This is a genomic window from Mesorhizobium sp. M8A.F.Ca.ET.161.01.1.1 (assembly GCF_004792105.1).
Classification (GTDB): domain Bacteria; phylum Pseudomonadota; class Alphaproteobacteria; order Rhizobiales; family Rhizobiaceae; genus Mesorhizobium.
Window position 1 is genome coordinate 223,162 of record NZ_SRTD01000010.1, and the last position, 13,599, is coordinate 236,760.

Consider the following 13,599-nt stretch of genomic DNA (forward strand, 5'->3'; position numbering starts at 1 on the left):
GTCTTGAACATGAAAAAACTGACCGTCATGCTTGCCACCGTCGCGGGGCTGGCAATTTCCGCCGGGGGCGCGCTCGCCGATTCGACCCTGAAAATGGTCGAGGTCATCACCAGCCCGCCGCGCACGGAGTTCCTGAAAAAGCAGATTGCCGAGTTCGAGGCGGCCAATCCGGGCGTCAAGGTCGAGCTGGTCTCGCTGCCCTGGGGGCAGGCATTTGAAAAATTCCTGACCATGGTGCAGGCCGGCGATACGCCCGATGTGGTCGAGATGCCGGAACGCTGGATGGGGCTTTACGCCAACAACGCTCAGCTCGAGGATCTCGGCCCCTATATGGCCAAGTGGGACGACGCCAAGACGCTCGGCGACCGCGCCAAGCAGTTCGGCTCGACGGTCAACAACACCCAGTTCATGATCCCCTACGGCTACTATGTGAACGCGCTGTTCTGGAACAAGAAGCTGTTCAAGCAAGCCGGCCTCGACGGTCCGCCGGCGACGCTTGACGAATTCGTCGCCGATTCCAAGAAAATCTCGGCCATTCCCGGCAAATACGGCTACTGCCTGCGCGGCGGGCCGGGCGCCTTCAACGGCATGCACATGTTCATGAACATCGCCGCCGGCAAGGGTGGCTATTTCAACGAGGCCGGCACCTCGACCATCAATGAAGAGGGCTCGGTCAAGGGCCTGCAGATGCTGGCCGACATGTACAAGGACGGCCTGGCGCCGAAGGATGCCGTGAGCTGGGGTTTCAACGAAACGGTCACCGGCTTCTATTCCGGCACCTGCGCCATGCTCAACCAGGATCCGGACGCGCTGCTCGGCATCGCCGACAAGATGAGCGCCGACGACTTCGCCGTGGCGCCGATGCCGACCGGGCCGAGCGGCAAGTCCTATCCGACGCTGGGCTATGCCGGCTGGGCGATGTTCGCCAACTCGCAGCACAAGGATGATGCCTGGAAGTTGATGGCGACGCTGCTCTCGCCGAAGGACAATCTGGAATGGGCCAAGGAAGTCGGCGTCATCCCGATCCACAAGGGCGCCGACCAGGACGCCCACTTCAAGACCGAGCAGTTCAAGGGCTGGTTCACCGAACTGAGCGACGGCGCCAAATATGAGATGGTGACGCCGCCGACGCACCTCGAAAACCTTGGCAACTTCGTCGACCAGGTGGCGATCAAGAACTTCCAGGAAGTGCTGCTCGGCCAGAAGACGGCCAAGGACGTCGCCGACCAGTGGGCTGCCTTCCTGACCAAGGAGCAGCAGGACTGGCTGGCGAAGAACAAGAAGTAAGCGCAGGCTTTTCCTTCTCCCCGTTCACGGGGAGAAGGTGGCCCGACAGGGCCAGATGAGGGGCAGCGCTGAGTTCTCAGAAGCTGGCGCCGCCCGTGATCTGCCTGCCGGCATCTTCTCCCCGTTGAACGGGGAGAAGGACGCTTGTCGCCAACGCCGCGCTCCCAAAGGACGTTCCACAGCCAATGACCTATGCCGTGTCCGAAATACGATCTGTCGGCAAGCCGCGACGTAAGTGGCTCACACACGCTGCCATCGAGCCCTGGCTCTATCTCAGCCCGGCGATCATCCTGCTGGTCGTGGTGCTGCTCGTGCCGCTGGTCATCGGCATCAGCTATTCCTTCCGCAAGTTCTCCGCCTTCAAGTCGGAATATGTCGGGCTCGGGCAGTATCAGGCGATGTTTTCGGACCAGGTGCTGGGGCAGGCGCTGGTCAACACGCTGTGGTGGACGGTCGCCAGCCTGTTCTTCCAATTCTTCCTCGGCCTTGGCCTGGCGCTGCTGCTCGACAAGCCGTTCCCAGGCCGCAAGGCGGTGCAGGCGCTGGTCTTCCTGCCCTGGGCGGTGCCGTCCTTCCTGTCGGGCCTGACCTGGGCCTGGCTGTTCAACCCGATCATCGGTCCGCTGCCGCACTGGCTGTTCGCCTTGGGGCTGAAAGCCGAGCCGACCAACGTGCTTTCCGATCCGGCCACCGCCATGTGGGGGCCGATCGTCGCCAATGTCTGGTTCGGCATTCCGTTCTTCGCCATCACGCTGCTGGCGGCGCTGAAGTCGATTCCCTCGGAGCTGCATGAGGCGGCGGCGATCGACGGCGCTTCGCCCTGGCAACGCTTCACCAAGGTGACGCTGCCGTTCCTGGCGCCGACCATAGCCATCACGGTGATGCTGCGCACGATCTGGATCGCCACCTTCGCCGACCTGATCTTCGTCATGACCGAGGGCGGGCCGGCCGGCTCGACCAACACGGTGCCGGTCTACATCTATGTCAGCGCCTTCAAGTCGCTGGACAAGGGCTATGCCTCGGCTGTGGCCGTGCTGCTGCTCGTCCTGCTTATCGCCTATGCGATTGCGCTGATCGCCATCCGCCGCTCGCTTGTGAGGCACGTCTGATGATCGCGGGACGCTCTGCTTCACAACGGTTTTTCGGCGGCGTCGGTCTCTACGCGGCAATCGCGGCCTATGTGGTCTTCGCACTGTTCCCGATCTACTGGACGCTGAAGATCTCGGTCACGCCGGAGCGGCTTCTCTATTCCGAAGGCATAACCTTCTGGCCGTCGCACATGACGCTACAGAACTTCATCACCGTGCTCGAAGCCACCGATTTCCCGCGCTATTTCATCAACAGCGTCATCGTCTCGGTGTCGACGGCTGCCCTGGTGACGGTGATCGCCACGCTTGCCGGCTACGCCATGTCGCGCTTCACCTTTCGCGGCAAGGCGGCGCTGGCGCTGATGCTGCTTTTGACCCAGACCTTTCCGCTGGTGATGGTCATTCCGCCGATCTACCGCGTGATGGGCCAGATCGGCCTGATCAACAGTCTGACCGGGCTGATCATCATCTACACCGCCTTCAACACTGCCTTCGCCACCTTCCTGATGCAGTCCTTCTTCGACGGCATCCCGAAGGACCTCGAAGAGGCGGCGATGATCGACGGCTGCACGCGTGCGCAGGCAATGCGCCGGGTGATCGTGCCGCTGACCCTGCCAGGCATGGGCGCGACACTGGGCTTCGTCTTCACCGCGGCATGGAGCGAGCTTCTGTTCGCGCTGATGCTGATTTCCAGCGACGACCAGAAGACCTTCGCCGTCGGCCTGCTCACCTTCATCGGCAAGTTTGCCGTCGACTGGGGGCAGATGATGGCGGCGTCGATCCTGGCGCTGATCCCGGTCTGCATCTTCTTCGCCTTCCTGCAACGCTATCTCGTCACCGGCCTGACCGCCGGCGCCGTCAAAGGATGATCGATGGCCTCTGTCACGCTCGAAAAGGTTCGCAAGGATTACGGCGCCGTGCGCGTCCTGCATGCGGTCGATCTCGAGATCGCCGACGGCGAGTTCGTCGTGCTGGTCGGACCGTCAGGTTGCGGCAAGTCCACGCTTTTGCGGATGATCGCCGGGCTGGAGGAGGCCTCCGGCGGCGAAATCCGCATCGGCGAGCGGCTGGTCAACGATGTCGCGCCGAAGGATCGCGACATCGCCATGGTGTTCCAGTCCTATGCGCTCTATCCGCATATGGACGTATCGAAGAACATGGGCTTCAGCCTGATGTTGCGAAAGGCCGAGAAGCCGGCGATCGATGCTCGCGTCGATGGTGCTGCCAGGCGGCTGGGGCTGGATACGTTCCTGCAACGCCTGCCCAGGCAATTGTCAGGTGGCCAGCGGCAGCGTGTCGCCATGGGCCGCGCCATCGTGCGCGATCCCAAGGTTTTTCTCTTCGACGAGCCGCTGTCGAACCTCGACGCCAAGCTGCGCGTCCACATGCGCGCCGAGATCAAGGCCCTGCACCAGCAATTGAAGACCACTTCGGTCTACGTCACCCACGACCAGATCGAGGCGATGACCATGGCCGACCGGATCGTCGTCATGCATGACGGGCTGATCCAGCAGGTCGGCGCGCCGCTCGATCTCTATGACCGGCCGGCCAACATGTTCGTCGCCGGCTTCATCGGCTCGCCGGGCATGAATTTCCTGCCGGCGGTGGTGGAGAAGGGTGGCAAGATGGACGCCGTATTGTCCGATGGCCAGAAGCTTCGGCTGCCGGACGGATTGCCGCTCGGGGATGGCGACGTCATCACCGTCGGCCTGCGGCCCGAGCATATAAGGCTGGCCGATGACGGTGCGCTGCAAGGCGAAGTCGGTGTGGTGGAGCCGCTCGGCCTGTCGACGCAGTTCTATGTCAAGCTGGCCGGCCAGCAGCTTTGCGTCTTTGCCATGGGCCGCGCGGGCGTGAAACCCGGCGACGTCGTGCGGCTGGCGGCCGATCCGGCGTCGCTGCATCTGTTTGACAGGGAAAGCGGCGACCGTATCGGCTGAATGAATTCAGTCAGGCTGAATGAATTCAGCCGGGCTGAGCGCACCCAGCCGTAGCCTTCCGCCTTGCAAACAAAAACGCCGCCCATCGGGCGGCGTTTTTGCATTCCAGAGGGAAAACCCAGATTACTTGATCTTGGTTTCCTTGAATTCGACGTGCTTCTTGGCGACCGGGTCGTACTTGCGGAACGACAGCTTGTCGGTCTTGGTACGGCTGTTCTTGCTGGTGACGTAGAAGAAACCGGTGTCGGCGGTCGACAGAAGCTTGATCTTGATGTTTGCGGCTTTGGCCATGATCTCAGTCCGTTATGTTCGTGGAGTTTTGGCCGCTGGAGCACGGGGAAAACACCCGGACGCGGGAAACTTGGCGCGACACATAAAGAACGTGCCTGGAAAGTCAAGCCCGGCGGACCCGATGTGGCCCGCTCAAGCTGCCCGGTATGCATAAATCAGACGGTTTGCGCCTCTGATACCGCGACCTTCTTCCAGTCTCCGGTCGTGTTCCACCAGCGATTCGGATTGGCGCGGTCGTCCAGCCCCTTGGAGCGGCTGGCAAGGATCGGCTGGATGCGGATCACCGGCTCCTGATAGGAATGGGCCTGGAAAATCGCCTCGACGACGCGGGCCGCCAGCGCCTGGTCGTCGGGTAATTCGAAGGAAACCTCGACCGTGCCCGGGCGGCGGCGCAATTCGGTTTCGGCGCCGGCCGCTGCCCCTTCAAGGGGCCTGTAGCGCTCGATGCCGCGCGCCGACTGATAGGCATTGCGGTCATACTTGCCCATGGCAAGCGGTGCGATCGCCACAACCGCGTCCATGATGCGGTCGACGTCGGCAGCCGGAGCCTGGAAGCTGACGAGCAGCAGGAGGGTCATTCGCAGCGAAGTGGTTTCAAAGCCGCTGTCGATCATCGGAGTGTCCTCGGTTCAGGTGTTTTAGGACACCCTTTTAACCGGTGGCTGCTGACACGGTTCTGTCAGCAGCCTGTCGCTGGGCAGTGCCGATAAGCGACGGGTTGGGCTCTACAGCAGGATCTTGCGAACGAGCCTGAAGCAGACCAGGGCGATGTAGGCGCCGAAGAAAAGGCCGAGCGACCAGCCGAAGCCGGAAGGCCCGAAACTGTCCATGCCGATGCCGATCGCCTGCGGCCCAAGCACCATCCCGACGCCATAGCACAGCACGAAAGCAGCATTGGCCGACGCCAGTTCGTGGCCGGAGAGCTGCGATCCGAGATGGGCAAGACCGATCGTGTACATGGCAGCAACGACACCGCCCCACACGAAGAGAAGCGCTGCCATCAAATGCCAGTTCGCGGCAAAGAACGGCATGAATATCGTGCCGACGAGACCAACCGTGGCACAGGCGAGCAGCAGATAGCGCCGGTCCGAGACGCGGTCGCTGATCATGCCGATCGGGATCTGCAACAGCACATTGCCAAGGCCGATCATGGTCAGCAGCAACGCCGCGTCGGCCTCGGAATATCCGATGCGGTTGCCATAGACCGGGAACAGCGCGAAGCCGCCGGTCTCGACCGCGCCGAACACCAGCACGGCGAAAGTCGCGGTCGGCACCAGCCAGATGTAGCGCAGGAAGTGGCTGGTCTCGCTCTCCGCCACGATGGTAGGGCTTTCGTTGCGGGCGGCCAGAACCGGTATGGCGGCGAGCGTCACCAGGGCGATGATGACGCCAAACGGCCTGAAGCCGGAACTGCCGAGATGGGCGAACAGCCACGGCCCTGCGGCAAAGCCGAGCGACAGGACGGTGGCGTAGATGCCAAGCACAAGGCCGCGCCGGTGCGGCGGCGCCGACGTGCTGATCCAGAATTCCGACAGGATGAACAGCACCGTCAGCGCGATGTGCAGCACGATGCGCAGCGGAAACCACATCCAGAAATCAGGCGCGAAATGGAAACCGACGAAAGCCAGCGCGCCGGTAGCAATCATGGCGATCATCGTCCAGGCGACGCCGAAGCGCATGGCGAGCGGCGTGGCGAGCGGCGCCCCGGCGATCGAGGCCAGGCCGGCTACGGCCGTGTTGAGGCCGATCATCGAGGCCGAATGGCCGCGTGTTTCCAGGATGACGCTGAGCAGCGGCATGCCGAGGCCGATGGCAATGCCGACGACGCTGATCGACGAGATCGCCGCCACCATCGGCAGCCAGTGTACGCGTTCGTCGCCCTGTGGTTGGGTATCGACCGTCATGAGATGCTGAATACTCTGTCTGTTTGATCTTACGCAATTCCCAAGGGCAAGTGCTTCGCTCTTGTCCCGGGAAAACCGGGTCACACTTTTCCTGGAATTGCTCTAGAGAAGCTCGCGGGTGAAGCGGTTGCGGACAAGCCGGTAGAAGGGGACGGGGCCACCCGGACGCAGCAGCGGATCGTGGGCGAGCCGCCTTTCCAACTCGTCCAGGATCATTCGGGTGATGTCGGGTATATCAGCCTGCTTGGCCTTGGCGAGCGGCAGCCAGACCAGTTCCTCCAGCTCGTTGGTCGGGCCGCCATCGGGCAATTCGATGGCGACGTCGCCACGCCAGGCGCTGAAGAAGCGGGTGTCGAATCGGCGCACCCGGTTCGGCGGCGTGATGGCGCGCGCGACGAAGCGCAACGCCTCCAGCGACGGTGCCACGCCATGTTCGACGAAACCCTGCCAGTCGCGCCTGGTCGTCGCAAAGGCGCCTTTGCGGCCGATCAGCAGGCCGGCTTCCTCATAGGTTTCGCGGACCGCCGACAAAGCGATGGCACGGGCTCGGGCGTGGCTGGTGCGGCCGGGGCCGGCCGTCAGCTTGGCTTCTTCGTGCTGGTTAAGGGCGGTCGCCGTCGGGATGCGGCTGTCGGCAGGGTCGGTACGGCCGCCCGGGAAAACGAATTTCCCTGGCATGAAGGCGTGCGCGGCGTGGCGGCGTCCCATCAGCACTAGGACGTCGTCGCCTTTGCGGTCGAGCAGGATGAGCGTCGCGGCATCACGCGGACGCAGGGGCCGGCCGTCATGCACGGCCAGGCCCTTGTCGATCTTGTCGACGTCCGCCTTGGTCATAGCTTCCATGCGCGGGACCTAGCGGAAACTTCTTGCATGCGAAAGTGGCCTTAACGATTGGCATGTTGCGCCAGCCAACACCTCAGGCCCCGGGATGCGGCTCGATTACATCCTTTTCGCCACCAAATCCGTGCATATAGAACGCCCATTGCAATCCGATGACGGCGCCTTTGACAGGCTGCAGCAACGCGATCGAGAGAAGGATGGTCAAGGGCACCCAGATGAGGATGTGTTGCCAGGTGGAGAGCGTCGAGGTCGCCTCGACACCCATGAAGGCGCCGAGCACGATGTGGCCGACGATGACGATGACGAGATAGGCGGGCAAATCGTCGGCGCGATGGTGATGAATCTCCTCGCCGCAGACGCTGCAGGTTTCGACGGTCTTGGTGAAGCCGCGGAACAGCTTGCCTTCGCCGCAATTCGGGCAGCGGCCCAAGAGCCCCCGCTTCAACGCCGTCCACAATGGGCGGGCAATCCGGCCCGAGTGATGTTCGCCACCAAAAACCTGTTGTTCCATTATCGTCTCCTGCCGCGCGACCCCGGTCGCGATTGCGACGCACGGGCGCGGCCCTTAGCCTTGTGAAACGACCTGCTGGAGCCTGGCAGGGGCTTTGGGTCGGTCAACATCTCGAAGCGCATCGCGCCGGCCATTGGCGCCACCTCGACGAGCCGGACCTCGACGCGGTCCGCCAGTTGGTAGCCTTTGCCCGAGCGTTCTCCGAACAGCGAGCGGGCCGTTTCGTCGTATATATAGTAATCGCCGCCCAGAGTTGACACCGGGATGAAACCATCGGCGCCATACTGCGGCAATTGGACAAAAAGTCCTGATTTGGTGACGCCGGAGATGCGGGCATCGAAGCGGTCGTCGATGCGCTCTGCGAGATAGGCGGAGATCAGCCGGTCGACCGTGTCGCGCTCGGCAGACATTGCGCGCCGCTCCGTGCCGGAGATCAGCACCGCAACGTCTTCAAGGCGCGCCTCCTCATCTTGCGTCAATCCTCCGGGGCCAAGACCCAGTGCGGCAATAAGCCCGCGATGGACGATCAGGTCGGCGTAGCGGCGGATCGGCGAGGTGAAATGCGCGTAGCGCCTGAGGTTGAGGCCGAAATGGCCGATGTTCTTGGGTGAATATTCGGCCTGGCTCTGCGAGCGCAGCACCACTTCGTTGACCAGCGCCTCATTGTCGGCGCCGCGTACGCGGTCCAGAATGCCGTTGAACTGGCTGGGCCGCATCTGGGCGCCGCGTGCCAGCGACAGGCTAAGCGTCTGCAGGAATTCGCGCAGCGATTCCTGCTTGGCCAGCGACGGCGCGTCGTGAATGCGGTAGACCAGCGCCTGCTTTTTGCCCTCCAGCGTTTCGGCCGCGGCGACATTGGCCTGGATCATGAACTCTTCGATCAGCTTGTGGGCGTCGAGCCGCTCCGGCACGATGACGCGGTCGACCGTGCCATCCGGTTTGAGCAGGATCTTGCGCTCCGGCAGCTCGAGTTCGAGCGGCTGGCGGCTGTCGCGGCCGCGCTTGAGGATCGCGTAGGCGTCCCACAACGGCCTCAGCACCGTGTCGAGGATCGGGCCGGTCTTGTCGTCCGGCACGCCGTCGATCGCCGCCTGGGCTTGGCTGTAGGCGAGCTTGGCCGCCGACTTCATCATGACGCGGTGAAAGGAATGCCTGATCTTGCGGCCATCGGCGGAGAAGGTCATGCGCACCGCTAGCGCCGGGCGATCCTGGCCCTCGCGCAGCGAGCAGAGATCGTTGGAGATGCGCTCGGGCAGCATCGGCACGACGCAATCCGGGAAATAAACCGAATTGCCACGCTTCAGGGCCTCGCGGTCGAGCGCCGTGCCGTAGCGGACATAGGCGGCGACATCGGCGATCGCGACGGTGGCGATAAAGCCGCCGAGATTTCTCTCGTCGAGGTCAGGGGTGGCGAAGACGGCGTCGTCATGGTCCTTGGCATCAGCCGGATCGATGGTCACCAGGGGCAGGTCGCGCCAGTCCTCGCGATGGGCAAGCGTCGCCGGCTTGACGGCTTCGGATTCGGCTATCACCTCGGCCGGGAAGATATGCGGAATGTCGTGCGCGTGGATGGCGATCATCGAGACCGCCTTTTCGCTCGTCAGCGAACCCAGCACGTTGAGCACCTTGGCTCTCGGCAGCCCATAACGCGAGGCTCGCGCGGGCTCGACCTCGACAAGGTCGCCGTTTTTGGCGCCGTTCTGGAATTCCTTGTCGACGATCAGCTCGGGCTGGCGCCGTTCCACCGGCTCGATGCGGAAGCTGCCGTCCTGAAGCACGCGAAAGACACCGAGGAGGACGGCATCCGTGCGCTTCTCGAAGATCTTCATCACCCGGCCGGTATAGGCAGGCCCTGACGGATCGTCGGTCGGGAAGGTCTTGGCCAGCACACGGTCGCCGATGCCGGGCGCCGGTCCGTTCCCCCCGCGCGAAACACGGATCGAGACCACGGGAGGTTCGCCCGGGCCAACCGCCTCGGCCGGATGCGCCAGCAAGACCCCGTCGCCATCGCGGCCAAAGATGTCGAGCACTGCGACATGGGGCAGGGCGCCGACGCGGGCCAGCCGCTTGCGTTCCTTGGTCAGAACGCCTTCGTCCTGCAGGTCGCGCAGGAGATCCTTTAGCCAGATTCGGTCGTCGCCGCGCAGCGCGAACGCCTTCGCGATATCGCGCTTTCCGGCACGATCGGGGTTTTCGGCGATATAGCGCAGGATTTCATCGCGCGAGGGCCGGTAATCGTCCTTGACCTTGGCCCTGGTGTCGGCGGTGCGCGGATCGCCGTGGCTTCTTCCGGTGATCCTGCGCGCCACGCCGTCCTATCCTTTTTTCTTCGCGGCCGGCTTCTTGGCGGCTGCCTTCTTGGTCGTGGTTTTCTTGGCTGTGGGGGCCTTGGCCGCGGCCGCCTTGCGGAACGGCTTCTTGCCACCGCCGCCCTTGGCTTCCTTCTCGGCAATCAGCGCCAGCGCATCCTCGACGGTCACTGATTGCGGATCCTTGCCCTTGGGCAGCGTGGCGTTGACCTTGCCGAAATTTACATAAGGGCCGTATTTGCCGTCGCGCACGACGATCTTGCCGCCGCCGTCCGGATGGTCGCCAAGCTCCTTCAGGGCTGCCGGCGTGCCGCCGTTGCGGCCGCCCTTGCCCTTCGACTGCTTCTCGGCAATCACGGTGACCGCGCGGTTGAGGCCGATCGAGAACACGTCCTCGATGCTGTCGAGATTGGCGTAGGTGCCATCGTGCAGCACGAATGGGCCGTAGCGGCCAAGACCGGCCGAGATCATCTTGCCGCTTTCCGGATGCTGCCCCACGTCGCGCGGCAGCGCCAGCAAGGCGAGCGCCTTCTCGTGATCTATGGATTCAGGCGTCCAGCCCTTGGGCAGGCTCGATCGCTTGGCTTCCTTGCCGTCACCGCGCTGGATGTAGGGGCCGAAGCGGCCCGAGCGCAGCGTGATTTCCTCGGCCGTGTAAGGATCCTTGCCAAGCAGCTTGGTGCCGTCCTCGCCACCGCCGTTCTCCCCATTGGGATTGGCGGCGTCACCGAGCTGGCGGGTGAAGGAGCATTCGGGATAGTTCGAGCAGCCGACGAAGGCGCCGAACTTGCCGAGCTTCAGCGACAGATTGCCGGTGCCGCATTTCGGGCAGATACGCGGATTGGAGCCGTCCTCGCGGGCGGGGAAAACCAGCGGCGCCAGTTCCTCGTTCAGCGCATCGAGCACATCGGTGACGCGCAGCTCCTTGATGTCGGCGACGGCACCGGAAAAATCCTTCCAGAAGTCCCGCAGCACGTCCTTCCAGGCGAGCTTGCCGTCGGAAATCTCGTCGAGCTTTTCCTCCAGCGAGGCGGTGAAGTCGTATTCGACATAGCGCTCGAAGAAGCTTTCGAGGAAGGCCGACAGCAGGCGGCCCTTGGCCTGCGGCACCAGCCGGCGCTTGTCGATCGTGACATAATCACGGTCCTCGAGCGTCTTCAGGATCGCCGTATAGGTAGAGGGACGGCCGATGCCGAGTTCTTCCAGCTTCTTGATCAGCGACGCCTCGGAGTAGCGCGGCGGCGGCTCGGTTGTGTGCTGGGTGGCATTGATTGCGCGGCGGGCAAGCTGCTCGCCGGCGCGGATTTCGGGTAGACGGCGGTTTTCCTCGTCTTCCGCGTCGTCGTCCTTCTGGTCGGTGTAGGCGGCGATGAAGCCATCGAAGCGGACGACCGAGCCAACGGCGCGGAGCTCGGCGGTGCGGGCGCCGTTCAGCGCTTCGATTTCGACGGTGGTGCGCTCGATCTCGGCCGACTGCATCTGGCTGGCGATGGCGCGCTTCCAGATGAGTTCATAGAGCCGTGCCTGGTCGGCATCGAGATATTGCCGGACCGACGCCGGGGTGCGCATGAAATCCGTCGGCCGGATCGCTTCGTGCGCTTCCTGGGCGTTCTTGGCCTTGGCGGTGTATTGGCGCGGCTTTTCCGGCAGGTATTTCGGGCCGAATTCCTTGGCGATGGCGTCGCGAGCGGCGTCGATCGCCTCGGGGGCCATCTGCACGCCGTCGGTTCGCATATAGGTGATGAGGCCGGCGGTCTCGCCGCCAATGTCCATGCCTTCATAGAGCCGCTGCGCCACCTGCATGGTACGCGTGGCCGAGAAGCCGAGCCCCGACGAGGCGGCCTGCTGCAGCGTCGAGGTGGTGAAGGGCGGGCCGGGGTTGCGCTTCGTCGGCTTGGCTTCGACGGACAGCGCCTTGAAGGTAGCCCCCTCGAGCATCGCCTTGATGTCGTCGGCCTGCGCCTTGTTGGCAATGTCGAGCTTTTGCAGCTTCTTGCGCTCGAATGCGGTCAGGCGGGCTTCGAAGGTCTCGTTGCGCGGTGTGCCGAGGATGGCAGCGATCTGCCAATATTCCTCGCGGATGAAGCGTTCGATTTCGGATTCGCGGTCGCAGACCAGGCGCAGCGCCACCGACTGGACGCGGCCGGCGGAGCGGGCGCCCGGCAATTTGCGCCACAGCACCGGCGACAGCGTGAAGCCGACGAGATAGTCCAGCGCCCGGCGGGCGAGATAGGCATCGACGAGAGGCGCATCGATCTGGCGCGGATTGGCCATCGCCTCCAGCACCGACGCCTTGGTGATGGCGTTGAAGACGACGCGGCTGACGGGCTTGTCCTTCAGCGCGCGCTTCTGCTTGAGCACCTCCAGCACATGCCAGGAGATAGCCTCGCCTTCGCGATCCGGGTCGGTGGCGAGGATCAGGCCGTCGGCATCCTTGACCGCATTGGCGATGTCGGTAAGGCGCTTGCCCGAGGCGGTGTCGACCGCCCAGGACATCGCGAAATCCTCATCCGGGCGCACCGAGCCATCCTTGGCCGGCAAATCGCGGACGTGGCCGAACGAGGCAAGAACCTTGTAGTTCCTGCCGAGGTATTTGTTGATTGTCTTCGCCTTGGCCGGCGATTCGACGACGACGACGTCCATGAGGTCTCATATCAGCTGTGATGCGGCAGAAGAATTCCGCTGCGCGCGACGAAATCTCGGTTCTGTTCGTCGCTCACATGGCCGCGCTTTTGCATCCGGTCAAGGGGAAGGGGCCAAATTGCGGGGGTGCCGCCAGCAATACACTCTAAGAGTGTATGGAGAAATCACAGAATTTCGGTCAGGCTGGATGATCGTCACCAGTCTCGAAAGATGACCCGGTTCATTTTTCGGTGAGTCGAGGAAAGATCCGCCGGAATGCCGGACCGGGGCGCGCCATGGTTCACAAAAAAGCCAATCGCCGGATCGGGCAAGGATGCCGGCGACCAACCCATGTCCCCCAGCGGGCAGGATATGGCGTTGAGGGGTTCAGTCGGCTTTGGCGATGTGCCAGACGCCGGCGACGCCATCGCCGCTCACATCTCCGGCTTTCTTGTCCTTGATGAAGGTGTAGACCGGCTTGCCGTCATAGGCCCACATCTTGGTGCCGTCGGTGCGCTTGACGGTCGTCCATCCTTCGGAGGCCTTCGCGCCGGCTTCGGCCTTCAACGGTGGCCAGTTGGCGGCGCATTTGTCGTCGCAGTTCGACTTGCCCTTCTCATCCTTGTCGTAGGTATAAAGCGTCATGCCCTTGGCGTTGGTGTAGATCTTGGTGCCTCCGACATCGGCTTCCTTCCACGCATCGGCAGCGAGGGATGCGACGGTGCTGAGCAAAAGCGCGGCTAGCCCTACAGTTATGGTCTTCATGGAAATCTCCCTGGCTAATATGTGGAGGTGCGCGGGAAATCG

The 13,599-nt window shown here is 63.4% G+C and carries 12 protein-coding genes; 4 read left to right on the top strand and 8 right to left on the bottom strand.

What is annotated here, in order from left to right; translation table 11 throughout:
* Positions 1–9 precede the first annotated feature (9 nt).
* The 4 genes from EN804_RS23595 (at position 10) to ugpC (ending at position 4,315) form a co-directional block, all read left to right on the top strand.
* Positions 10–1,287 (top strand): sugar ABC transporter substrate-binding protein, encoded by a 1,278-nt coding sequence (locus EN804_RS23595; protein WP_135880492.1) that lies wholly within the window; start codon positions 10–12, stop codon positions 1,285–1,287.
* A gap of 185 nt (positions 1,288–1,472) precedes the next feature.
* Complete coding sequence (locus EN804_RS23600; protein ID WP_127872594.1) at positions 1,473–2,396, top strand: sugar ABC transporter permease; 924 nt, start codon at positions 1,473–1,475, stop codon at positions 2,394–2,396.
* Positions 2,396–3,244: a carbohydrate ABC transporter permease gene (locus EN804_RS23605; protein WP_135864390.1), complete on the top strand. Its 849-nt coding sequence runs from the start codon at positions 2,396–2,398 to the stop codon at positions 3,242–3,244. Before EN804_RS23600 ends, EN804_RS23605 begins: the two co-directional genes overlap by 1 nt.
* A gap of 3 nt (positions 3,245–3,247) precedes the next feature.
* A complete protein-coding gene (ugpC, locus tag EN804_RS23610) occupies positions 3,248–4,315 on the top strand; it encodes a sn-glycerol-3-phosphate ABC transporter ATP-binding protein UgpC (RefSeq protein WP_127280747.1) in 1,068 nt (355 codons plus the stop codon).
* Positions 4,316–4,438: 123 nt separating this feature from the next.
* On the opposite strand, the gene rpmG is transcribed toward ugpC, so the two are convergent.
* From rpmG to EN804_RS23650, 8 genes are all read right to left on the bottom strand, one after another.
* A complete protein-coding gene (gene rpmG, locus EN804_RS23615; RefSeq protein WP_006201775.1) occupies positions 4,439–4,606 on the bottom strand; it encodes a 50S ribosomal protein L33 in 168 nt (55 codons plus the stop codon).
* Between the two features lie 155 nt (positions 4,607–4,761).
* Positions 4,762–5,220, bottom strand: coding sequence for a hypothetical protein (locus tag EN804_RS23620; protein WP_127280748.1), 459 nt, complete (start codon positions 5,218–5,220; stop codon positions 4,762–4,764).
* A gap of 111 nt (positions 5,221–5,331) precedes the next feature.
* Positions 5,332–6,510 carry an MFS transporter gene (locus EN804_RS23625; protein ID WP_135880491.1) on the bottom strand — a complete coding sequence of 393 codons (1,179 nt, stop codon included), beginning with the start codon at positions 6,508–6,510 and terminating at the stop codon, positions 5,332–5,334.
* Between the two features lie 102 nt (positions 6,511–6,612).
* Positions 6,613–7,353 (bottom strand): NUDIX hydrolase, encoded by a 741-nt coding sequence (locus EN804_RS23630; RefSeq protein WP_135864394.1) that lies wholly within the window; start codon positions 7,351–7,353, stop codon positions 6,613–6,615.
* Positions 7,354–7,426: 73 nt separating this feature from the next.
* A complete protein-coding gene (locus EN804_RS23635; RefSeq protein ID WP_135921501.1) occupies positions 7,427–7,861 on the bottom strand; it encodes a DUF983 domain-containing protein in 435 nt (144 codons plus the stop codon).
* Positions 7,861–10,170: a ribonuclease R gene (gene rnr / locus EN804_RS23640; protein WP_135921502.1), complete on the bottom strand. Its 2,310-nt coding sequence runs from the start codon at positions 10,168–10,170 to the stop codon at positions 7,861–7,863. Before rnr ends, EN804_RS23635 begins: the two co-directional genes overlap by 1 nt.
* 6 nt (positions 10,171–10,176) lie before the next feature.
* Positions 10,177–12,813 carry a type I DNA topoisomerase gene (topA, locus tag EN804_RS23645; protein WP_135915810.1) on the bottom strand — a complete coding sequence of 879 codons (2,637 nt, stop codon included), beginning with the start codon at positions 12,811–12,813 and terminating at the stop codon, positions 10,177–10,179.
* A 366-nt stretch (positions 12,814–13,179) separates the two neighbouring features.
* A complete protein-coding gene (locus EN804_RS23650; protein ID WP_135921503.1) occupies positions 13,180–13,557 on the bottom strand; it encodes a hypothetical protein in 378 nt (125 codons plus the stop codon).
* Positions 13,558–13,599: the final 42 nt, after the last annotated feature.

Excerpts from the sequence above, each read along its gene's own strand:
- EN804_RS23595 (WP_135880492.1), top strand. The coding sequence starts at position 10 with ATGAAAAAACTGACCGTCATGCTTGCCACCGTCGCGGGGCTGGCAATT.
- EN804_RS23600 (WP_127872594.1), top strand. The coding sequence starts at position 1,473 with ATGACCTATGCCGTGTCCGAAATACGATCTGTCGGCAAGCCGCGACGT.
- EN804_RS23605 (WP_135864390.1), top strand. The coding sequence starts at position 2,396 with ATGATCGCGGGACGCTCTGCTTCACAACGGTTTTTCGGCGGCGTCGGT.
- ugpC (WP_127280747.1), top strand. The coding sequence starts at position 3,248 with ATGGCCTCTGTCACGCTCGAAAAGGTTCGCAAGGATTACGGCGCCGTG.
- rpmG (WP_006201775.1), bottom strand. The coding sequence starts at position 4,606 with ATGGCCAAAGCCGCAAACATCAAGATCAAGCTTCTGTCGACCGCCGAC.
- EN804_RS23620 (WP_127280748.1), bottom strand. The coding sequence starts at position 5,220 with ATGATCGACAGCGGCTTTGAAACCACTTCGCTGCGAATGACCCTCCTG.
- EN804_RS23625 (WP_135880491.1), bottom strand. The coding sequence starts at position 6,510 with ATGACGGTCGATACCCAACCACAGGGCGACGAACGCGTACACTGGCTG.
- EN804_RS23630 (WP_135864394.1), bottom strand. The coding sequence starts at position 7,353 with ATGGAAGCTATGACCAAGGCGGACGTCGACAAGATCGACAAGGGCCTG.
- EN804_RS23635 (WP_135921501.1), bottom strand. The coding sequence starts at position 7,861 with ATGGAACAACAGGTTTTTGGTGGCGAACATCACTCGGGCCGGATTGCC.
- topA (WP_135915810.1), bottom strand. The coding sequence starts at position 12,813 with ATGGACGTCGTCGTCGTCGAATCGCCGGCCAAGGCGAAGACAATCAAC.
- EN804_RS23650 (WP_135921503.1), bottom strand. The coding sequence starts at position 13,557 with ATGAAGACCATAACTGTAGGGCTAGCCGCGCTTTTGCTCAGCACCGTC.